The sequence below is a fragment of the Corynebacterium tardum genome, from assembly GCF_046717785.1.
In the GTDB taxonomy this organism is placed as follows: domain Bacteria; phylum Actinomycetota; class Actinomycetes; order Mycobacteriales; family Mycobacteriaceae; genus Corynebacterium.
Genome location: NZ_CP177104.1, coordinates 2,419,053 through 2,441,030 on the forward strand (window position 1 = coordinate 2,419,053; position 21,978 = coordinate 2,441,030).

General features: G+C 59.5%; 8 protein-coding genes. 1 reads left to right on the plus strand and 7 read right to left on the minus strand.

Annotated features, from left to right (window positions below; all coding sequences use genetic code 11):
- Positions 1-111 precede the first annotated feature (111 nt).
- The 6 genes from ACLI1P_RS11690 to ACLI1P_RS11715 all read right to left on the minus strand — a co-directional run bounded on the left by ACLI1P_RS11690 (position 112) and on the right by ACLI1P_RS11715 (position 19,685).
- Complete coding sequence (locus ACLI1P_RS11690) at positions 112-6,006, minus strand: VaFE repeat-containing surface-anchored protein (RefSeq protein ID WP_411708955.1); 5,895 nt, start codon at positions 6,004-6,006, stop codon at positions 112-114.
- A gap of 738 nt (positions 6,007-6,744) precedes the next feature.
- Positions 6,745-8,082, minus strand: a complete 1,338-nt coding sequence (gene purT / locus ACLI1P_RS11695) for a formate-dependent phosphoribosylglycinamide formyltransferase (protein ID WP_306507612.1) — start codon at positions 8,080-8,082, stop codon at positions 6,745-6,747.
- A 144-nt stretch (positions 8,083-8,226) separates the two neighbouring features.
- Positions 8,227-15,537 (minus strand): hypothetical protein, encoded by a 7,311-nt coding sequence (locus tag ACLI1P_RS11700; protein WP_411708956.1) that lies wholly within the window; start codon positions 15,535-15,537, stop codon positions 8,227-8,229.
- Positions 15,538-16,079: 542 nt separating this feature from the next.
- A complete protein-coding gene (locus ACLI1P_RS11705; RefSeq protein WP_306507310.1) occupies positions 16,080-17,372 on the minus strand; it encodes an adenylosuccinate synthase in 1,293 nt (430 codons plus the stop codon).
- 85 nt (positions 17,373-17,457) lie between these two features.
- Positions 17,458-18,585 (minus strand): hypothetical protein, encoded by a 1,128-nt coding sequence (locus ACLI1P_RS11710; protein WP_408929662.1) that lies wholly within the window; start codon positions 18,583-18,585, stop codon positions 17,458-17,460.
- A 20-nt stretch (positions 18,586-18,605) separates the two neighbouring features.
- Positions 18,606-19,685: a hypothetical protein gene (locus ACLI1P_RS11715; RefSeq protein WP_306507312.1), complete on the minus strand. Its 1,080-nt coding sequence runs from the start codon at positions 19,683-19,685 to the stop codon at positions 18,606-18,608.
- 153 nt (positions 19,686-19,838) lie between these two features.
- Between ACLI1P_RS11715 and ACLI1P_RS11720 the strand changes: the two genes are divergently transcribed.
- On the plus strand, positions 19,839-20,732 hold the full coding sequence (locus ACLI1P_RS11720) for a hypothetical protein (protein WP_306507313.1): 894 nt from the start codon (positions 19,839-19,841) through the stop codon (positions 20,730-20,732).
- Here ACLI1P_RS11720 and ACLI1P_RS11725 read toward each other — a convergent pair.
- On the minus strand, positions 20,729-21,952 hold the full coding sequence (locus ACLI1P_RS11725; protein WP_306507314.1) for an FUSC family protein: 1,224 nt from the start codon (positions 21,950-21,952) through the stop codon (positions 20,729-20,731). The two genes, ACLI1P_RS11720 and ACLI1P_RS11725, sit on opposite strands and share 4 nt — an antisense overlap.
- Positions 21,953-21,978: the final 26 nt, after the last annotated feature.

Here is a 21,978-nt window from a genome sequence, read left to right on the forward strand (position 1 = left end):
ATAGACGAGAAATCCCCTCCAGCGTTTTCACCCTGGAGGGGATTTCCTTATCTCAAGTTTGGCCCCAGCCTACCCCGGCCCATTTAAGGCTGGGGCGGCGTGGTGGGCGGACTACTTGATGAAGTCCTTCATACCCGGGTCGAGCTTGGTCGCACCGGACGGTACGTGCTTGATTTCAACACGCTCGGCGTTGGACGGCAGCGGCTGGCCAGCGTCCTCCGGCGGGGTGGCATCCAGGACGGTGACGTCGCGGTCATCACCCTGGTCGCCGCCGTGGCCGTTGTCCTCGGTCACCCCGTTGTGGCCATTGCCACCATCGTGGTCACCATTGCCACCATCATGGCCGCCGTTGTGGCCGCCATCGTGACCATCAGTGATGATCTTGACAATACCCAGGCCCGGGATGAGCAGCAGCCACCACGGCCAGTCAGACTTGCTGGAACCGCCGTTGCCATTGCCCTTGCCGTTGCCATGGTCATCATCGTCACCGTCACCATTGCCGTGACCGTGGCCCTCACCCGGAGTCTCGGAAGGCTTACCCGGCTTCGGAACAGTCTGGTTCTTGTCGTTGATGTCCTTGTGGTCAGCAATGTGGTTCGGCTTCTCCGAATCAGTACCCGGAGTCTCCTCGCCCTTGCCGTTGACCTCCACAGAAGTCAACTCCTCGAAAGCAACCGCAGCCTCAACCGGCTCAGTCACAGACTCATCAACCGAAATCTCAACAACAACCTCACCCTTAGCAGCATCCGGCGTAAAGGTCTTGTGACCCTCACCCAGAACAGAAGAGCCATCAACCTTAGAAATCAACTCAGCCTTCAAGGTGTACTCCTTACCCGGGACCAAGCCCTCGTAAGTCACCTTGTCATTGACCTGCGCACCAGCAACAACCTCAGTTGCGCCATTAGCAAAGTCAGCATTCGTCGAAATCTTCGCCTTACCCGGCTTATTCGCCTTCGAGCTAGTCACCTTAGTAGTCGTCGTCTCAGAAGTCGGAACCTCCGGCTTGCCCGGCTTGGTGGTCTCACCAGTCGGCTCAGTAGTCACCGGAGTCGTCTCCTTGCCCGGCTCGCACGGTTCAGTCGGCTCAGTGGTCTCCTCGCCCGGCTGGGTCGGCTCAGTGGTCTCCTCGCCCGGCTCAGAAGGCTTCGCCGGAGTCGTCTCATCACCCGGCTTGCACGGCTCCGTCGGCTCCGTCGGCTCGGTCGGGTTCGTCGGGTTCGTCGGGTTGGTCGGCTCGGTCGAAGTCGTGGTCTCCTCTTCCTTCGGAACAGTCTGATCCTTGTCGTTGATGTCCTTGTGGTCAGCAATGTGGTTCGGCTTCTCCGAATCAGTACCCGGAGTCTCCTCGCCCTTGCCGTTGACCTCCACAGAAGTCAACTCCTCGAAAGCAACCGCAGCCTCAACCGGCTCAGTCACAGACTCATCAACCGAAATCTCAACAACAACCTCACCCTTAGCAGCATCCGGCGTAAAGGTCTTGTGACCCTCACCCAGAACAGAAGAGCCATCAACCTTAGAAATCAACTCAGCCTTCAAGGTGTACTCCTTACCCGGGACCAAGCCCTCGTAAGTCACCTTGTCATTGACCTGCGCACCAGCAACAACCTCAGTTGCGCCATTAGCAAAGTCAGCATTCGTCGAAATCTTCGCCTTACCCGGCTTATTCGCCTTCGAGCTAGTCACCTTAGTAGTCGTCGTCTCAGAAGTCGGAACCTCCGGCTTGCCCGGCTTGGTGGTCTCACCAGTCGGCTCAGTAGTCACCGGAGTCGTCTCCTTGCCCGGCTCGCACGGTTCAGTCGGCTCAGTGGTCTCCTCGCCCGGCTGGGTCGGCTCAGTGGTCTCCTCGCCCGGCTCAGAAGGCTTCGCCGGAGTCGTCTCATCACCCGGCTTGCACGGCTCCGTCGGCTCCGTCGGCTCGGTCGGGTTCGTCGGGTTCGTCGGGTTGGTCGGCTCGGTCGAAGTCGTGGTCTCCTCTTCCTTCGGAACAGTCTGATCCTTGTCGTTGATGTCCTTGTGGTCAGCAATGTGGTTCGGCTTCTCCGAATCAGTACCCGGAGTCTCCTCGCCCTTGCCGTTGACCTCCACAGAAGTCAACTCCTCGAAAGCAACCGCAGCCTCAACCGGCTCAGTCACAGACTCATCAACCGAAATCTCAACAACAACCTCACCCTTAGCAGCATCCGGCGTAAAGGTCTTGTGACCCTCACCCAGAACAGAAGAGCCATCAACCTTAGAAATCAACTCAGCCTTCAAGGTGTACTCCTTACCCGGGACCAAGCCCTCGTAAGTCACCTTGTCATTGACCTGCGCACCAGCAACAACCTCAGTTGCGCCATTAGCAAAGTCAGCATTCGTCGAAATCTTCGCCTTACCCGGCTTATTCGCCTTCGAGCTAGTCACCTTAGTAGTCGTCGTCTCAGAAGTCGGAACCTCCGGCTTGCACGGCTTAGTCGGCTCGGTCGGCTCGGTGGTCTCACCGGTCGGCTCGGTCGGCTCAGTGGTCTCCTCGCCCGGCTGGGTCGGCTCAGTGGTCTCCTCGCCCGGCTCAGAAGGCTTCGCCGGAGTCGTCTCATCACCCGGCTTGCACGGCTCCGTCGGCTCCGTCGGCTCGGTCGGGTTCGTCGGGTTCGTCGGGTTGGTCGGCTCGGTCGAAGTCGTGGTCTCCTCTTCCTTCGGAACAGTCTGATCCTTGTCGTTGATGTCCTTGTGGTCAGCAATGTGGTTCGGCTTCTCCGAATCAGTACCCGGAGTCTCCTCGCCCTTGCCGTTGACCTCCACAGAAGTCAACTCCTCGAAAGCAACCGCAGCCTCAACCGGCTCAGTCACAGACTCATCAACCGAAATCTCAACAACAACCTCACCCTTAGCAGCATCCGGCGTAAAGGTCTTGTGACCCTCACCCAGAACAGAAGAGCCATCAACCTTAGAAATCAACTCAGCCTTCAAGGTGTACTCCTTACCCGGGACCAAGCCCTCGTAAGTCACCTTGTCATTGACCTGCGCACCAGCAACAACCTCAGTTGCGCCATTAGCAAAGTCAGCATTCGTCGAAATCTTCGCCTTACCCGGCTTATTCGCCTTCGAGCTAGTCACCTTAGTAGTCGTCGTCTCAGAAGTCGGAACCTCCGGCTTGCACGGCTTAGTCGGCTCGGTCGGCTCGGTGGTCTCACCGGTCGGCTCGGTCGGCTCAGTGGTCTCCTCGCCCGGCTGGGTCGGCTCAGTGGTCTCCTCGCCCGGCTCAGAAGGCTTCGCCGGAGTCGTCTCATCACCCGGCTTGCACGGCTCAGTCGGCTCCGTCGGGTTGGTCGGCTCCGTCGGGTTGGTCGGCTCCGTCGGGTTGGTCGGCTCCGTCGGCTCCGTCGGGTTGGTCGGCTCGGTCGGGTTCGTCGGGTTGGTCGGCTCGGTCGGCTCGGTCGGGTTCGTCGGGTTGGTCGGCTCCGTCGGCTCGGTCGGGTTCGTCGGGTTGGTCGGCTCCGTCGGCTCCGTCGGCTCGGTCGGGTTCGTCGGGTTGGTCGGCTCCGTCGGGTTCGTCGGGTTGGTCGGCTCGGTCGAAGTCGTGGTCTCCTCATCCTTCGAAGTCACAGTCTGAGCCTCATCCTCAAGATTCTTGTGGTCAGCAATCTTGTTCGGAGTCTCATTACCCGGAGTCTCATCACCATCAGCATTAACCTCCACAGAGGTCAACTCCTCAAACGCCACAGCAGCATCAACCGGCTGCTCAGCATTCTTCACAGTGATATCAACCGTCGTAGAACCACTACCACCCTCAGCAGCAGTGAACTCAGCCTCACCATCACCCAGGACAGACTTGCCATCCTTAGACATCAGCTTCGCATCCAGGTGGTACTTCTTACCAGCAACCAGACCCTCATAGGTCACAGTGTCAGTAACAACCGCACCATTAACAACACGCGGCTTCGAACCCTTCGCAAACTCAGCCTTCGTCTCAATCGACGGAGTCAGAGCCTTCTTAGAGGTAACAGTCTGAGCCTCATCCTCAAGATTCTTGTGCTCCGCAATCTTATTCGGAGTCTCATTACCCGGAGTCTCATCACCATCAGCATTAACCTCCACAGAGGTCAACTCCTCAAACGCCACAGCAGCATCAACCGGCTGCTCAGCATTCTTCACAGTGATATCAACCGTCGTAGAACCACTACCACCCTCAGCAGCAGCGAACTCAGCCTCACCATCACCCAGGACAGACTTGCCATCCTTAGACATCAACGTCGCATCCAGGTGGTACTTCTTACCAGCAACCAGACCCTCATAGGTCACAGTGTCAGTAACAACCGCACCATTAACAACACGCGGCTTCGAACCCTTCGCAAACTCAGCCTTCGTCTCAATCGACGGAGTCAGAGCCTTCTTAGAGGTAACAGTCTGAGCCTCATCCTCAAGATTCTTGTGCTCCGCAATCTTATTCGGAGTCTCATTACCCGGAGTCTCATCACCATCAGCATTAACCTCCACAGAGGTCAACTCCTCAAACGCCACAGCAGCATCAACCGGCTGCTCAGCATTCTTCACAGTGATATCAACCGTGGTGGAACCACTACCACCCTCAGCAGCAGTGAACTCAGCCTCACCATCACCCAGGACAGACTTGCCATCCTTAGACATCAGCTTCGCATCCAGGTGGTACTTCTTACCAGCAACCAGACCCTCATAGGTCACAGTGTCAGTAACAACCGCACCATTAACAACACGCGGCTTCGAACCCTTCGCAAACTCAGCCTTCGTCTCAATCGACGGAGTCAGAGCCTTCTTAGAGGTAACAGTCTGAGCCTCATCCTCAAGATTCTTGTGCTCCGCAATCTTATTCGGAGTCTCATTACCCGGAGTCTCATCACCATCAGCATTAACCTCCACAGAGGTCAACTCCTCAAACGCCACAGCAGCATCAACCGGCTGCTCAGCATTCTTCACAGTGATATCAACCGTCGTGGAACCACTACCACCCTCAGCAGCAGTGAACTCAGCCTCACCATCACCCAGGACAGACTTGCCATCCTTGGACATCAACGTCGCATCCAGGTGGTACTTCTTACCAGCAACCAGACCCTCATAGGTCACAGTGTCAGTAACAACCGCACCATTAACAACACGCGGCTTCGAACCCTTCGCAAACTCAGCCTTCGTCTCAATCGACGGAGTCTTGGGAACAGGGTTTTCAGAGGTTTCGGTGGTAGGCGTTTCGGTGCCCGGGGTCGGGACATCCGGAGTCTCGTGTCCACCACCGTTATCACCGGGGAGGCCCGGCTGATCCGGCGGCATCACACGTTGACCGTTCGGGTCACCCCCCAACTGTCCGTTGGGGCCCACAATTGTAATGTAAGCGCCTGCAGGAGCCTTAGGGACGTCAACCGACGGATCGCGCACGAATTCAACATCGAAGCCGTTGCTACTCCTCGTGGTATTGATGTCCAGGCCCGTCAGCTGCTTAAACTCTTCGGCACTTCCCCCGTCTTCCTTAAAGGTTGGGTACCACTCTTGGTCGTACGGGTTGTCAAACTTGTAGTCATCACCAGTAATAGTGAGCGCTGCAGCCTTCTGATTTTGTGCAGTCGAAGCAAGCAGAGCTGACATATAGACCGAGTAGTTTCGGGCAGCAACCTTGTCCCCACGATCCACAGCATCGCGCAGCTTCATGGCTACATTAATCGCCCCATCACGAAACTCATCCTGAATGGGCGCCTTACCCGCGGTCGAGGCACTGTACTTAAAGTTGGTCTGCATTGGAATAGCCGCCGTGGCATCAATACACCACGCCCATCCAACATTATTAGCAGGGTTGCCTTTGTGGAAGCCAGTAACAGTAGGCTTGCCAGCCCACACCAACGGCCCCCACGACTCATCAAGCGCCAGATCGTCGGTTTTCGCACCCAACGTCTCGTTAGGCACAAAGTCGGTTGGCGCCGACTCTTCAGCCTGCGCCTTTCCCCAAGGAACGGTGACCATGGCAGCAATGACCGCAATGGCAGCAAGCACTGCGGTAAAGACCATCCACCCCTCTCTGGAGATGTTCCTTAATCTACTCATCGTTTCCTCTTCGAGCGTTTCAAATACTTACAATTTTTTTCTGCAGTTTGCAGACAGATCGCTGTTCTAATCTGAAATCTTTACGTGGTATTTCCGTTCTGACCTCCGGAAATTCCATCAGACTCTCGATTAACTCTTACAGTCCACTCAGCAGATTATCATTCTGCACAGGAGCCAGCAAGATTGCTGTTCCTCTATAGGGTCCACTTATATCGGCGTCTTTCGGGTAAATCCGCAGGTAAAAACTGTTGGTATCACCTTTTCCTTGCACATATAGAACGCCCGTTCGTCACATGGTCCACTTTTTAACCCAGGGTTATTCTCATTAATATTCTTACCTCCCCCGCGCAGGACCCCAGCGCCCAGACGCAATTCTTAGGTAAGTTTTCAGTTTCAGCTGGGGTTTATTTGTTTCACCGTCAACTAGTTATCTCATTCGGGAAACAAAGTACCCCTCTCTAATGAATTCGATCCCCTTTAAAGGTTCTCGTGTCCGCAAAGTCGCGTCCCGTTAGATCTGTAGAACGCGTGTTCTCATTAATTCTTCACTGGACAGAGCTAGACCCCGCCACATGCCGTCGGCGGCGTCACAATCAGCGAAGAAGCGGCCACACACCATTGCGTGACCGCTTAAAACCCCAGCGTACGTCCACCCCCGGGCAACTACCCCCGACTATAAATTCCGCTTATGTACTTCCCCGCTTAGTCGTCGGCGGAGCGGGTGAGCTTCGGGTCGACATCGATGACCGGTTCCCGGACCTCCAGGACCTCGATGTCTGGGATGGAGGTCCCCACCGGGTTGATCGTCTGGACATCGCCCTGGACGCTATCGCCCGGCGTGGAGACCACGTGTATCTTCGCAGCCGCCAGAGCGGCCCTGTCGCGGGCGGTGTCGACATCCTCCGCGGTCGTGGACACCATGCCCATGCGGCGGCCAACGTAGGCGCCTGGCTTGCCAAAGAGGCGCACGTCAGTCTCCGCGTAGGAGAGGGCGTGGTCGAGGCCGGTAAAGGAGACGTCGGCAAGCTCGGCGTCTGCATGGACGATGACGGACGCACCCGGGGAGACCATCGTGACGTCGATGGGAAAGCCCAGCATGGCGCGCACGTGCAACTCGAACTCAGAGAAGCGCTGCGTGTAGCCCGTAAGCATCGCCGTATCCAGCGGACGCGGGGACACGGAAGAGAAGTACACGTCATCGCCCGCCACGAAAAGCTCCACGCCGTACACGCCGCGCCCGCCCAGCTCGTTGGAGATGCGCGCGGCGACAGAGCGGGCGTTGGCCAGCGCGTCCTCACTCATGGCCATCGGCTGCCAGGACTCCACCAGGTCACCATGCTCGTGGCGGTGACCAATGGGCTCGCTGAACCAGGTGGCCATCTTGCCCGTGGCCGGGTCGATGGAGCGCACCGCCAGGAGCGTGACCTCATAGTCAAAGTCCACGAAGCGCTCCGCCACTACGCGCTTGTGGTCCGAGGACACACGGCTCACCATGGCCCATGCCTCGTCGATGTCTTCGGCGTCCCTGAGCAAGACGTGGCCCTTGCCGGACGTGGTCACATCCGGCTTCACAATGCACGGCAGCCCCAGCTCTTCCACGCCCGCGCGCAGCTGTTCCGGAGATTCCGCAATGGTGTACGCCGTGACCGGCAGGCCGATGCTCTCCGCCACCTCCCGCACGCTTTCCCGCGACTGCGTGAGCTCACAGGCCCGCGCCGTGGGCACGACCACGGCCGGCGTCTCCTCCTCAATGCGCAGCAGCGCCTCCACGGAAGCGGACTCCACCTCCGGCACCACGTAATCCGGTCCGATGCGCTGCACCAGCTCCCACACCTTGGCCGGGTCCCCGATGTCCGCGATGTAGCTAAAGTGCGCGAGCTGCTGCGCCGGCGCCCCGGCGTAGCGGTCCACAGCGTGAACTTCGAGGCCCAGGTTCTGGAAGGCTACGACGAGCTGCTTGCCCAATTCACCCGCCCCAAGAAGCAGCACCTTGGTGGCGCTTCCGGTCAGCGGGGTTCCGATATGGCCTGCAATAGTCATTCCCCGATTATTTCACACTTTCTACGCTGCACTGCTTGGCGACGTCCCCCTCCTCCCCCAAACGCCACAGCCCCCTCCCCGCACCGTCGATATCGGTGTGGGAAGGGGGGCCGTCTAGCGCGCGGTTACCTCACGCTGGGCCTCTTACTTGGAAGAACCATCGGAGGAACCGTCCGAAGAACCAGCGCCCGGGGTGCAGGCATCAGCGATAAGGCCGATAGCCAGCGCACCAGCAGCAACCAGCGCGATGGAGCTAGCGTTAATGCCGAAGCGCTTGAGCTGAGCATCAAACGCAGCAGCCTGACCAGCCAGCGGGCCCTGGAAGATACCAGCCTGCTTCTGCAGCTGAGTATTCAGCGCCTGAATCTGACCATCAATCGGTGCCACGAACTCCTTCAGACCCGGGATGTTGAGCTGAGAAGCCAGACCAACCGGAATCAGGAACAGCAGCGGGATACCAGCACCCAGGCCCGTAGCCAAGCAACGCTCAGACGAGCCCGTCGCCTGGTTGCCATCGCTCGGGTCGGTGGTATCGGTCGGGTCGGTTGGCTCTGGGGCGTCAGTTCCCTTGACAACAACAGACTTCTCGTTACCGTCAGAATCCGTCACGGTGACCTTATCGCCCGCAGCGACACCTACCGCCGGCTTCAGGTTCCACTCGCCGTTCTTATCGACGTCTACCGGCTCACCCTTGAGCTTCTCCTTACCGTCCTTGTCAGTGATGGTGACTGTGACCTCGGCGCCCGGCTTAGCAGTACCCGTGATGGTGGTATCGCCCTCGGTCACCGGATTGATCTCCGGTGCACGGGTCTGGTCCTCTACCGGGACCTCCACCGTGGTCTTACCGCCGTCCAGGTCCGGATCGGTGATGGTGACCGTAATCGGGCCCTCCACCTTCTCGCCCGGGGTGACGACCAGGTCGCCGTCCTCATCGATGCGGGCATCGACCTTCGCGCCCTTCTTATCGACCGCGGACACCGTCGTTCCTGCCGGGTTGGAGACCTCCACGCCAGTGGACTGCTCGGTGCCGTTCGGCTTCACCGTGGCGGGCTTATCCGCGCCCTCGACCGTGGTCTTCGGCTCCTCCTGGGAGGACTCGTCCTTCACGGTCGGATTGGTGCCGGCCTTGACCTCGTCACCATCGTTGACGCCGTCGCCATCAGTGTCGGCCTCATTCGGGTTCGTGCCGAGCTCGGTCTCCGTGCGGTCAGTCAGACCGTCGCCATCGGAGTCAGCCTTCGTCGGATCCGTCGGCTCGTTGTCGTACTTGCCGTTCTCGGAACCGTCCAGCTCCTGCTTGTCCGACAGGCCATCACCATCGGTATCGGCCTTAAGAGGATCAGTACCCTTCTCCTTCTCCTTGCCGTCCGTCAGGCCGTCACCGTCGGTGTCAGACTTGAGCGGGTCGGTGCCGTCCTTAACTTCCTGGCCGTCCTCGACACCATCGCCGTCGGAATCAGCCTTATTCGGATCGGTTCCGCGCTCCTTCTCCTCACCGTCGCTCAGCCCATCACCATCGGAATCAGCCTTGTTCGGGTCAGTACCGTCGGCAGCTTCCTGCTCATCGGTGACACCATCACCATCGGAATCCTTCGCAGGCTCCTCAGGGGTCTCCTCCTTCACGGTGGGGTTGGTGCCGGCCTTGACCTCGTCACCATCGTTGACACCGTCTCCATCAGTGTCGGCCTCGTTCGGGTCGGTGCCGAGCTCGGTCTCCGTACGGTCAGTCAGACCATCCTTATCGGAGTCAGCCTCGGTCGGGTCGGTCGGCTCATTGCCGTACTTGCCGTTCTCGGAACCGTCCAGCTCCTGCTTGTCGGTGAGGCCATCACCATCGGTATCGGCCTTAAGAGGATCAGTACCCTTCTCCTTCTCCTCACTATCCTTCAGGCCGTCGCCATCGGAATCAGACTTCAGCGGGTCGGTGCCGTCCTTAACTTCCTGACCATCCTCGACACCATCGCCGTCGGAATCAGCCTTCGTCGGATCAGTACCGCGCTCCTTCTCCTCACCGTCGCTCAGGCCATCGCCATCGGAATCGGCCTTGTTCGGATCGGTACCGTCAGCAGTCTCCTGCTCGTCGGAGACACCATCACCATCGGAATCCTTCGCCGGCTCCTCGGACGGGTCGGTCGGGGTCACGCCGCCGGTGTCCTCGGAACCGTTGTCGTCCTTGCCCTTCTCGTGGCCAGTGACCGGAACCTCCACGGTTGCAGGCTCATCCAGGGAGGGATCCTTCACCGCCACAGTAATCGGACCATCAACACCCTTACCCGGGGTAACGAGAATCTCGCCGGTGTCCGGATCGATCGTGGCCGGAACGGCCTTGCCGTCCTCATCCTTGGCGGTCACCGTGGTCTTGCCGGTCGGGTTCTCCACCTTCACACCGGTCGACTGCTCGTCGTCCGTCGGGTTAACGGTGTTTGGCTTGTCAGCGCCCTCGACGGCAACCTTAGGTTGCTCGGGAGCAGGCTCGTCCTTGGCCGTCGGGTTGGTGCCGGCCTTGACCTCATCACCATCGTTGGTGCCGTCGCCGTCGGTATCAGCCTTATTCGGGTCCGTACCGATCTCAATCTCGGTGCGGTCAGTCAGACCATCACCATCGGAGTCAGCCTCGGTCGGATCCGTCGGCTCGTTGTCGTGCTTAGTGTTCTTGGAACCGTCGAGCTCTTCCTTATCGGAGAGGCCATCACCATCGGTATCGGCCTTGGCAGGATCAGTACCCTTATCCTTCTCCTCGGCATCCGTCAGGCCGTCGCCATCGGTGTCAGCCTTGGTCGGATCGCTACCCAGCTCCTTCTCTTCACCGTCGCTGAGGCCATCGCCATCAGTGTCAGCCTTGAGAGGATCAGTGCCGTCCTTAACTTCCTGGTCGTCCTCGACGCCATCGCCGTCGGAATCAGCCTTCGTCGGATCAGTACCGCGCTCCTTCTCCTCACCGTCGCTCAGCCCATCGCCATCGGAATCAGCCTTGTTCGGGTCAGTGCCGTCAGCAGCCTCCTGCTCATCGGAGACACCATCACCATCCGAGTCCTTCGCAGGCTCCTCAGGAGTCTCTTCCTTCGCGTTCGGGTTGGTACCGGCCTTGACCTCGTCACCATCGTTGACGCCGTCGCCGTCGGTATCAGCCTTATTCGGATCGGTGCCAAGCTCGGTCTCCGTGCGGTCAGTCAGACCATCGCCATCGGAGTCAACCTTCGTCGGATCCGTCGGCTCGTTACCGTGCTCGGTGTTTTTCGAACCGTCCAGCTCGTCCTTATCGGAAAGGCCATCACCATCAGTATCGGCCTTAAGAGGATCAGTACCCTTCTCCTTCTCCTCGCCATCATTCAGGCCATCGCCATCGGAATCAGACTTGAGAGGATCAGTGCCGTCGGTGATCTCGTCGCCATCGTTGACACCATCGCCGTCAGAATCAGCCTTATTCGGATCAGTACCGCGCTGCTTCTCCTCACCGTCACTCAGGCCATCACCATCAGAATCAGACTTGTTCGGATCGGTGCCATCAGCAGCCTCCTGCTCATCGGTGACACCATCACCATCCGAGTCCTTCGCAGGCTCCTCAGGAGTCTCCTCCTTCACGGTCGGGTTCGTACCAGCCTTGACCTCATCACCATCGTTGACACCGTCACCGTCGGTATCCGCCACGTTCGGGTCCGTACCGATTTCAATCTCAGTACGGTCAGTCAGACCGTCCTTATCGGAGTCAGCCTTCGTCGGATCCGTCGGCTCGTTACCGTGCTCGGTGTTCTCGGAACCATCCAGCTCCTGCTTGTCCGACAAGCCGTCACCGTCGGTATCGGCCTTAAGAGGATCAGTACCCTTGTCCTTCTCCTCACCATCCTTCAGGCCGTCGCCATCAGTGTCAGCCTTCAGCGGATCGGTGCCATCGGTGACCTCATCACCATCGTTGACACCATCACCGTCGGAGTCAGCCTCATTCGGATTGGTCCCGAGCTTCTTCTCTTCACCGTCAGTCAGACCGTCGTCATCGGAGTCGGCCTTGTTCGGGTCAGTACCGTCAGCAGCTTCCTGCTCATCGGAGACACCGTCACCATCAGAGTCCTTCGCAGGCTCGGAATTGTTGTCATCCTGGTCCTTCTCGTGACCATTAACCGCAACCTCAGCAGTAGCAGGCTGGTCCAGAGACGGATCCTCAACTGTCACGGTAATCGGGCCATCAACGCCCTCACCCGGCGTAACGAGGATTTCACCGGCCTCTGGGTCAATCTTGGCAGGAACACCCTTACCGTCCTCATCCTTGGCGGTCACAGTGGTCTTACCCGTCGGGTTCTCCACCTTCACACCAGTCGACTGCTCATCATCAGTCGGCTCCACCGGGGTCTTGGAGGACTCGTCGACAGCTACCTGCGGACCTGCCGGCTTATCATCCGCATCGTTCGGATCGGTGGGGGCAGGGTTACCGTCGGCGTCCGTGTTGTTGACCTCGTCGCCGTCGTTAACGCCGTCTTCATCACTGTCGGCCTTGGTCGGATCGGTCGACTCGCCTTTGTTCTTGGAGCCGTCAACCTCTTCCTTATCGGTCAGACCATCACCATCAGTGTCGGCCTTCTTCGGATCGGTACCCTTTTCGGCTTCCTGCTTGTCCGTCAGACCATCATTGTCAGAGTCTGCAGTGGCGTCCTTGACCACGAGCGGGAAGGTCTGGGTACCGGTGCTGTCGCCATCAGTGACCTTGACGGTCACGTTGTAGACAGCGTTGCCGTCCTCGGTCACAATGTCAGCGGTGTCCTTGTTATAAGCAGGGGTACCGGTGATCTTGCCGTTTTCATCGATGGCGATTCCCTCAGGTGCACCAACGAGCTCGTACTTGGGGTTGGACAGCTCCGCACCATCGGCGTTGGTGGCTGCGACCTGAATCGGGTCAATGGCCTCATCGGACCAGGTCTCTTGGCCTTGAATCTTGTCAACGACCAGATCCTTAGGAGCCGGCTTCTCATCACCAGCTGGGACCTGAACAACGATGGTGTCGGTGAATTCTTCGCCATCGATAGTAACGGTAACCGGCAGCTCAAAAACTTTAGCTGGAGCGCCTGGCTCCTGCTTCGGAACGGTGATGGTTGCAGCACCGTTCTCATCGAAGGTCACCTTTGTGCCGCCAGGTGCATTGGCGGTATCCGCCGTGAACTTAGATCCCTCAGGCAAGGTATCCACGGGCTCACCGTTGAGAGTCAGCTTCGGAGAAACCTTAGAGGTGGCGTTCTCGCCGTCCACGGCAAGGTTCTCCAGCGCTGGGTAGTCAACGCCGTAGGTCTTATCGGCCTCAGGAGTCTCAGGGTCGGTTGGATTCTCCGGCTTCGGTGCGTCCGCAGCCGTAACCTTTACGGTTGCCGGCTTCGACGGCTTCTTGCCATCCTCAGTTGCCACGGCCTTAATCTCGTCATCGGCCTTGAGCTTTTCGCCCTCAGGAATATCTGCGGTGAAGGTGCCCGGCTTGTCCGCATCCTCAGTAGCGGTGACTTCCTTACCAGACGGCAGGGTTACCTTCACCTCGCTGCCTGCAGGAGCCTCGACAGTGACCTTGGTCTCACCAGCCTTTACCGGCTCGATGGACGGGGTCTCGGTTGCTTCGGTCGGGGCATCCTTGGTGGCCTTGAACGTGCCACCCTTGGTGCGCTCACCATTCGGGGACTCCGCAACGAGCGTGTACTCCGTGCCCTCTTTTAATTCAAGCTTGCCGGATTTGAACTCGCCCTTCTCGATAGCTGCGGCGTCGTCAAGCGATGCAACGGCAATAGCGTCAGCAGCCTCATAATTAAGGTTGCCGTCTTCGTCTTCGCTCAGCTTCGCAGTCGGCACAGCGACAATCTTGACCGGTGCGGCGTCAGCATTCGTGACATCAAGCAGCGGGATGTCCTTGCCCTGAGTGTCCTTATCCTGCTCACGCTTAATGGTGCCCGACAAAGAATCGATCTTCGGGAGGACTTCCTTCTCACCCGGCTGCGGAGCAGCAGGCTTGAAGGACTTCGCGTCTACCGGATCGGTGCCATCGGTAAGGACCTCGACATCGTCGCGAATACCATCGCCGTCAGTGTCTACAGCCGACGAGTCGGTACCAAGTTCACGCTCGTAGTCGTTAGTGAGCCCATCCCCATCGGAATCCGCAATGTTGAGGAAGTCGGACTTGAGCGTGTTCCTCAGCAGCGTCGGCTCAGCACCGCCGTCTTGCTTTTCGTCGTTCGGCAGGGTCTTAGGCCACTTGTCCGTAAAGTCCACCGAGATCCAGGAGGTGGTGTCGATACGCTTACCGTACGGGGAATTGGCGAGGTTTTCCGCGCCCTCTTCAAGCTGGTACTCGATGGTAAAGCTGCCGGTGGCGTTAGACGGGAAACCCACGATGTTGCTCGTGTTGACCCACACTTGGTCCTTAGTCTTTGCGTCAATGTCGGTCCCGTGTGGGACGTAGGACAGTTCGGGGCGAGTTGCGGTAGTTGCGAGCCCTGTCTCCTTGTCGAAGTCCATCTTCCACTTCTTCGCGCCCTTAAGTGGATTGCCTTCCATATCAGACTTGTAGACCGTGACGTCGGTAATGTGCTTCGCTACATCAGGGCTGATGTACTCGTTAAGAATCCAGTTCCAGTACCGGTTGCCAGAGTAATCAAAGAACGAGAACGTGCCGGTGGCGGTGGACTTAATAGACCCGTTCTCCTGGTTGTACTTCAGCTGCTTAGTGATACCGTTGTTGCCGAACACACTCTCTCCCGTGCCCGCGAAAGTGCTTGAGGGAATGCCGTTCTTCCCCGCAAGCTGACTCTTGCTAACGAGGTTCACGTGCTGCACAGAGTTATTGAAGATTCGACCATCCTTACGGACCCAGTAGTAGTCAACCTGCGAACCCTCTGCCGGAAGGCCAAGATCCTCAATCTTCTTGCCATTCTTCAAGAAGATCTGAATATAAGAAGCATACGGGACACCAGATGCGCCAGGAAAGTTCCTAGTGTTTTCGAACTTCAGTCCCCACTCAGAGCCCTTCGGATCACGCTTGGTGAATGAACCCTGTTGGTCACCATTCTCACCCACCAGCTCAATGCGGGCGATCTGGGAGTAGAGGGCCTCATCACGGAATCGGATGTACTGGCCGTTCGCATCCGTATCCCCCTCCGGGGTCTTACCGGTATTCCAAATCGCCTTCCTTAGATGCGGAACCTTGAAGACGTACTGCGGGTTGTTTTGCTGTGCATTGGTAAACTCGGGCACAAGGCCGGCATAGAGAAGGCCGTCCTCCTCACCGTTGTCATTGATTCGCCCGGAAGCCGCCGGAATGTAGTTGCCGTCTGCATCAGTGAGCTCTGCAGCAGACGCCATGGCGGCCGTCTGCGGTGCAACAACAGGGTGAACGAACGGAGCAATCAGTGCGACAGATAGGACAGCTGCCGCGAAGGATGTACCGCGGCGACGGGCGCTGGATGTAACGCGCAAGCGCTTCTTAGACATACCAAGAAGTCCTTTCCTTAAGACTTGTAAGAGGTGATCACGCTAGGGACACGTGACCGCGTAAGTGGGAATCCGGCTTACGCTACCGAGAGCGACTCACATCTTCTTCCCCAGACAGAGGTCAGAGAATCCAGGGACCAGTAAGTTAACTCCCCTAATATGCTAGCCAGTTTGGAACTTTTAGGAAACCGCACAGCAAGCTTAAAAGCCCATCGAAACTATGCTTTCGAAACTATCGTTATGTAAACACCTGCAACCAGCACATATAACCCGCAATCATGACACGCCGAATATTTTGTGCGTTGGATCACATTCTCACATTTGTAACACCAGCCACAAAAGTGGTGCCCACATGGGGTGTTTTACACATTGTGGACAGCGCAGCACCCTCGTATGCAGGGAAATCTCCTGCACCTACCTACAGTTGGACGTGAAAAATCCCCGACTCCTTGGTGCTTACTGGCGTACTACAGCACGGCACAGCTTCAAGAAATCAGGGATTCCAATAAATAAGTAATACTTATACTGCTCGCATGTCCGGACTACTGATCCTCCATGACATCATGGCGCACAATGGTCTGATCGCGACCGGGGCCGACACCGATGTAGGAAATGCGGCAGCCGGAAAGTTCCTCCAAGCGTAGGACGTAGTCCTGGGCCTTCTGAGGGAGCTCCTCGAAGGTCTCACAGCCAGAAATGTCCTCATCCCAGGCCGGCATGGTCTCAAAGATGGGCTCGGCGTGGTGGAACTCCGACTGGGTCAGCGGCATATCGTCGTAGCGCTTGCCGTCCACGTCGTACGCCACGCAGATCGGAATCTCGCCGATGCCAGTGAGCACGTCCAGCTTGGTCAGGAAGTAGTCCGTGAAGCCATTGACGCGAGTGGCGTAGCGGGCCACCACGGAGTCGTACCAACCACAACGGCGCTTGCGGCCGGTGTTGACACCAACCTCGCCGCCGGTGGTCTGCAGGTACTCGCCCCACTTATCGAAGAGCTCCGTGGGGAACGGACCGGCGCCGACGCGGGTGGTGTAGGCCTTGATGATGCCCAGGGAGGTCTTGATACGAGTGGGGCCGATGCCGGAGCCCACCGACGCACCACCGGCCGTCGGATTCGACGACGTCACGAACGGGTAGGTGCCGTGGTCCACGTCCAGCATGGTGGCTTGGCCGCCCTCCATGAGCACGTGCTTGCCCTGCTCTAGGGCCTTGTTGAGCTCGAGCTCTGCCTCAATGACCATCGGGCGCAGGCGGTCCCGGTACCCCAGGAAGTAATCCACAATCTGATCCGGGTCAATGGCCTTGCGGTTGTACATCTTCACCAGCATCTGGTTTTTGATATCCAGGGCGGACTCAACCTTCTGGCGCAGGATAGATTCATCGAAGATGTCCTGGACGCGGATGCCGATGCGCGCGACCTTGTCCGAGTAGGTCGGGCCAATGCCGCGGCCCGTGGTGCCGATGGCGCGCTTGCCCAGGAAACGCTCCTGCACGCGGTCCAGCGTCTGGTGGTACGGGGCAACCAGGTGGGCATTGGCGGAGATCTTCAGGCGGGAGGCGTTCGCACCGCGGGCCTCCAGGCCATCGATCTCATCAAACAGAGCCTCCAGGTTGATCACCACGCCGTTGCCCAGCACGGGGGTGGCGTTCTCCGAGAGGATGCCGGCGGGAAGGAGCTTGAGCTCATACTTCTCGCCGCCCACCACGACGGTGTGGCCGGCGTTGTTACCGCCGTTGGGCTTGACCACGTAATCGACCTTGCCGCCGAGGATATCGGTGGCCTTGCCCTTGCCTTCGTCGCCCCACTGAGCGCCCACAATGACGATCGCTGCCATCTTTTCTTGTCACTTCCTAGTAATTGAAGCCAAATACGCACCCACTTTACCCGCCCGAAGGCCCAAGGTGGGGAGTATGTGACGCTTAAGTCTTGTGCAGGTCTGTGTCGTCCGGCTTAATCTCGGAATCGTCGACCACGAGCGGCTCGTTGTTAGCACCGTGGGCGCTGAGGGTGTATGCGGTAATCATCATCGTTAGCTGCGTATCTTCGTCACGCGAGACCTTGATGTTCACGTAGCTGTCGTTTACGTCAATGTGGGTGCGGGTATCGCCGTTGGTGAGCTCGTAGGTCTTCCCCGAGGGCAGGTCGCGGAAGTCCGACTCCGGGATAGGCTCACTATTGGTGTAGCGTTCCAGCTCCCCGGAGTCGAGGTGAACTCGGAACAGGTCTAGGCTGATTCGGCCTTTCTCCTTGAGTGAGGCAGTGTCCTGCCATACCTCTCCGTCCTCGCGCACGCACTCCAGCAGCTGGGGCTGCTCGTCGACGAAACAGACCATGGTTAAGTCTTCAGTGCGGATGCGGAAGCTGGCCGGGACACTCAGGTGCTCGATCTCGCGGCGCGTGACCGCGTCGTACGGCAGAATCAGGCGCTTGACGTTCACTTCGGGACCAGTGGTCTCACCGCTGTGGTCCGGCTTTCCGTCCGGGCCCGGCGTGCCGACGTTTCCTTCCAAGCCAGCGAGGTTGTCACTGGGCTCCGATCTGTACACAAAGCCTTCTCCCTGCGGCGTGATGGTCAGGGACTCCGTAGTCACCATCAGGTACTCTGCCGAGGCCATGAGGCTACCGAAGAAGAACACGGGGACCTGCGCGGGCTCCCCTGCTACGTCTCCTTCCAGGACGATATAGCTGTACGGCTTGCACGGGTTGTAGCGGTCCTGCGCCACGGAGATGTTGTTGAAGGTCAGGCCCTCAATCTTGGCCTGGGAGTCTTTGAGCTCCACCTTCTCTTCCTTGAGCAGTGGGCCAATCCCCGTCTCCTCCAGCTTCTTGCCGTCGGGGCATTCCTCTTCGGTGGACTCGGTGGACGCTGCGGATTCGGTGGCACTCGGCGGCGCAGTGTCCCCTTCCGCGTCGAGGAAGGGGATGTCACTGGGGTCAGGGACACCGCAGGAGCTCAACGCAGCGGCCGTCACGGTGACAACGGCGGTTAGGGCGGCAAGGAAGTTCGTACGGCGTGGCTGCGTAGTGGTCTTAGTGGTTGTCTTCATGGAGGGCTTCTCCCCTGGTGTTAGTGGTCTGTGGAGATTCCAGTAGGGCTGATGTATTCATCCATCACGGATACGCCGGCGGTACCAAAGTCCCCCTTGATAGTGATGTGGGCGCCATCCTCTTTCACCAGCATGTGGCCTTGGACCCCGGCGCTATCGAAGATGTAGAACTTTCCCGGCTCTAGTTCCCGGAAGTTGCGCTCCGGTACCGGGCCGCCGTTGATAAAGCGCTCCAACTCCCCGGTTTCGCCGGACAAGGCGAAGTAGTCCAGCTCGGTGCCTGGCGCGTCGAGATCTTGCCACCGGCGGCCGTCATTGCGGAAGCACGAGAGCTTCTTGTCTTCTTTCGTGATGACGCAGACCATGTCCAAGCCCTTCAGGCGCATTCGCAGGGCCGTATCCCCCGCGAGCTTGACATGCTCCGGCGCCTTTCCCGGCGCTTCTTGTTCTTCCTGGGAGACGTCAAGAAATGTGTCCTTCTCCTCGCTTCCCCGGATAGCGGACGTGAAGTCCGCGCCCGCACCACCGGCGTCCTTGCCCACTGTGCCTTCGTAGCCAGCGAGGTTCTCGTTTTCCTCGGAGGTGAACTTGAAGCCGTCGCCCTGTGGGGTGATGTTCAGTGACGGCGAGGTGACCATCACGTGTTCCGGGGAGAGCATCTGGTCCTTGTGAAAGAAGACCGGAACGCGTACCTCGTCGCTGCCCACCGTACCGCGGAGGACCACATAGCTGTACTCGGAGCATGGGTCGTAGCGGTGCACGTCAAGCGTGGCGGACAGCAGCTGCGCGCGCCCTTCTTCCTCGCCTTCCTTGCCCTTGACCTTTAGCTCTGCCCGTTTATCATCTAGGACCCGCTTGAGCTTGGTTTGCCGGAGCTGTATCTCCAGGTGGCACTCCTCCTCACTCGTCGGGGCAGCCGCGGCGGCACCTTCGGGTACCGCGGAGAAGCCAGGTTCGCCGGCGTGTGACTGCGCTGCAGCCTCCTCTGCCGTCGAACCGTCTGCGGTATCGCGCGCGTTGTCATCGGCGGAACTACACGCACCCAGCGTGAGCGCCGTGACACACAGGACAGGAAGGAGGCAATGGCGAAGAGAAGTCATGTCAGAGTGCTCCTGGAGGTGTGGAGAGTACTGGCGGGGCTTGTGTAGTGAATGTTATCCCGGTGGTGTGATCTGTGCTACATGTGCGGGGCGATCTCCCCGGCTCTACAGGCCAACAGCTTCTGTGTCCCACCGGCCTAATATGATCCGGGTATGTTCTGTGTGGTTCTAGACTGCGGCGGCCAGCTGTCCGACGGGCCTGGTGGCCCCCTCGCGGAGACCGAGAAGCGCGGTATGACGGTCCGGCACCTGCGCGTGAGTGAGATACCCACGCGCCAGGAACTCAAAGAGCTCGATGCTTATGCCCGGGAGATCCTTCCGGAGGATCCCACGCCGTCGCTCGATGACATTGCCGCGCAGCCGAACGTGCGGCACCTAGGCAAGCCAGCACCGGCACCCCAGGCGCAGTATTTGCGCGAGCCGTTGCGCGTTATCGTGGCCGGCAGCGACGCCGCCTTGAGCGCGGTGCTCACCCGCATGATGCGCGGGGACTACCTATGGGCGGAGGTCGGGTTTGTTCCCACTACAGGAGCATCCACGGCGGCGACGAACTGGGGCCTGCCGGAGGACCCCGCGGCCGCGTGGGCGCTGGCCCTCGACGGCGCGGTGAAGCCGGTGCCGCTCATCCGCAATGATGCCGGCCTGGCCGTGGCCGGTTCTGCCACGATTGCGGAGTGGACGAACGAGCCCATCACGGGGGAAATCATCGTGGATGACGCGGTGCTGCTGCGCGCCGACCGGGACAGGCACACCTTTGGCGCCAAGCTCGTACCGATGGTGGAAGACCCCGGAATCCTCGCCGCCAAGGCGGTGTCACCCGTGGACGGCAAGACAAACGCGTCCAAGCGCAAGCGTGGCCTCTTGAGCTTCCTGCGCACGGACCCGGAACCGGGGCAGCTGGACCCTGACAGCGTGCTCACTGGGCGCGCGGTGCAGGCCGGCGGGCCGCAGCTGCGCGTGAGTGTTGATGGCGAAAGCGCCAAACGGCCGGTCACGCGCGTGACGTTCTACCGGCACCTGCGTGACTTGCAGGTGGTGCGGCCCTAGTCACCCTCCCAGACCTCCGGCGGGTAGGCCGGGTGAGCGGAGGTGGGCGCCAGCTGCGCCAGGGCGGACTCGCGGGACATGCCGCACACCATGAGAAGGTCCACGATGATGGACCGCGTCTGCGCCAAGACCGAATAGGCCGACAGGACGGGCTTGTCCCCGGCCACGTCCATAGAGCAGCGCGCGCCCAGCTGACGCAGGTGCTTGACCAATTCCGGCATCGCGTGCGCCTCGTCTCGGCTCTCCCGGCGGGAGGGCTGGTGGGAGTACAGGTCTGACAGCTCCATCATGACGTCGGAAAGCTCCATGATGAGTTCGATCTGCTCCGGAGAGACCGAGTCATGATCCTCCGCCAGCACCACCGCGCGGCGCGAGAGCACACGCGTGCCGCGCACGGCGTTGTCCACCGGGGTCAGGATGCGCTCCAGGGACTTCACCGTGCGCTGGGAGCCCCACAGAAAGGGCGAGAGCTTCGCGGTCTCCGCACCGCCCTTGGTGGCCGCGAGCATGCGGTTGATATCGCCCTGCGTACCGCGCACGGCGTTGCGGGCTTCGCGGATGCCGCTCGGGTCGCCGTCGGTAAGCCCCCGCGCCACGTCCGAGAGCACCGACGACGCCACGCCCAACACCTTCGAGACTTCCGCGCGGCCCTGCCGTAGCGGCGAGGTGGGAATGAGAACGATCATGGTCACGCCGATGACCGCGCCGATCACGGCGTCGATTGCGCGGTTAATGCCGCCCATTTCCTCCGGGGGCAGGATGGTGGCAATAAGGATGGCTGCGATGACAATCTGGTTGCTCACCAGCTGCGAGCTCGTGACAAAGGAACCGATGATCAGGGCTAATCCGATGATGATGGTCATGTGGATAGGCCCCGTGCCCAGGGCATCCACCAACCCGGTGCCCACCAGCACGCCGATGACACCGCCGACGGACATGTCGATGGCGCGGCTGAGGCGGTCACTGCCCGATAGTCCCAGGATGATGATGACCGCCATCGGGGCGAAGAAGGGCTGCTCGTGGCCGAAGAAATCGTGGGCCACGAAGAAGGCCAGACCGGCGCCCAGCGTACACTGCAGCATAAACAGCAGGCGGGTGCGCACGCGGGTGAACCGTGACTTGAGGGATTCGTTGGCTTGCCGCAGCTGCTCGCGCGTGGTCCTGCGCACGCGCGCGACGGCCGGCGTCTTTTTCGTCGATTCCTCTCCCGTGGTTCCCATGGTTTCAGTATTCTACGCGCACAGCG

Coding starts and splice junctions, on each gene's coding strand:
- ACLI1P_RS11690 (WP_411708955.1), bottom strand. CDS start 6,006: ATGGTCTTTACCGCAGTGCTTGCTGCCATTGCGGTCATTGCTGCCATG.
- purT (WP_306507612.1), bottom strand. CDS start 8,082: ATGACTATTGCAGGCCATATCGGAACCCCGCTGACCGGAAGCGCCACC.
- ACLI1P_RS11700 (WP_411708956.1), bottom strand. CDS start 15,537: ATGTCTAAGAAGCGCTTGCGCGTTACATCCAGCGCCCGTCGCCGCGGT.
- ACLI1P_RS11705 (WP_306507310.1), bottom strand. CDS start 17,372: ATGGCAGCGATCGTCATTGTGGGCGCTCAGTGGGGCGACGAAGGCAAG.
- ACLI1P_RS11710 (WP_408929662.1), bottom strand. CDS start 18,585: ATGAAGACAACCACTAAGACCACTACGCAGCCACGCCGTACGAACTTC.
- ACLI1P_RS11715 (WP_306507312.1), bottom strand. CDS start 19,685: ATGACTTCTCTTCGCCATTGCCTCCTTCCTGTCCTGTGTGTCACGGCG.
- ACLI1P_RS11720 (WP_306507313.1), top strand. CDS start 19,839: ATGTTCTGTGTGGTTCTAGACTGCGGCGGCCAGCTGTCCGACGGGCCT.
- ACLI1P_RS11725 (WP_306507314.1), bottom strand. CDS start 21,952: ATGGGAACCACGGGAGAGGAATCGACGAAAAAGACGCCGGCCGTCGCG.